The sequence below is a fragment of the Bacillus sp. LR--39 genome (assembly GCF_053613335.1).
Window position 1 is genome coordinate 1 of the sequence record NZ_JBSIOT010000659.1, and the last position, 811, is coordinate 811.

The following is an 811-nucleotide window of genomic DNA, read 5'->3' on the forward strand; positions in this document are numbered from 1 at the left end:
ATTGCCATACCTGTTTTTCCTGCACGGCCCGTTCTTCCGATACGGTGAACGTAGCTTTCAGGATCTTGAGGCACGTCGAAGTTGTATACGTGTGTAACACCTGAGATATCAAGTCCGCGAGCGGCAACATCAGTTGCGACAAGAACTTCGATTGCGCCTTCTTTAAATTTACGAAGCGCAACCATACGTTTCGCCTGCGTTAAGTCACCGTGAATACCTTCAGCTGCATATCCGCGAAGGTTCAGGGCTTCAGCCAGCTCATCGACACGGCGTTTTGTACGTCCGAATACGATCGCAAGCTCAGGAGACTGAATGTCAAGAAGGCGAGTCAGTGTATCGAATTTTTTGCGTTCTTGCACTTCCAAATAGAACTGCTGAATGTTAGAAACCGTCATTTCTTTCGCTTTTACTTTTACGTGTTCCGGCTCAGTCATAAAGCGCTCTGCAATACGTTTGATCGGCGCAGGCATTGTGGCAGAGAACAGAAGTGTCTGATGCTCGCTTGGCACGTTTGAAAGGATAGATTCAATATCATCAATGAATCCCATGTTCAACATTTCATCCGCTTCATCCATTACAACAGTATTTACATTGTTTAAACGAATGGTGCGGCGGTTGATGTGGTCAAGAAGACGTCCAGGTGTTCCGACAATAATATTCGGATTCTTCTTTAACGCCCGGATTTGCCGTCCAATATCCTGTCCGCCGTAAATAGGAAGAACCTTCGCACGTTTATCTTGTCCGATTTTATACAATTCTTCAGATACTTGAATGGCTAATTCACGGGTTGGCGCGATTACGATTGCTTGAA

The 811-nt window shown here is 45.6% G+C and carries 1 pseudogene; it reads right to left on the reverse strand.

The window, feature by feature from the left end:
* Positions 1-811, reverse strand: a pseudogene (gene cshA, locus ACWHAR_RS25645) (degradosome RNA helicase CshA); the annotation flags it as partial.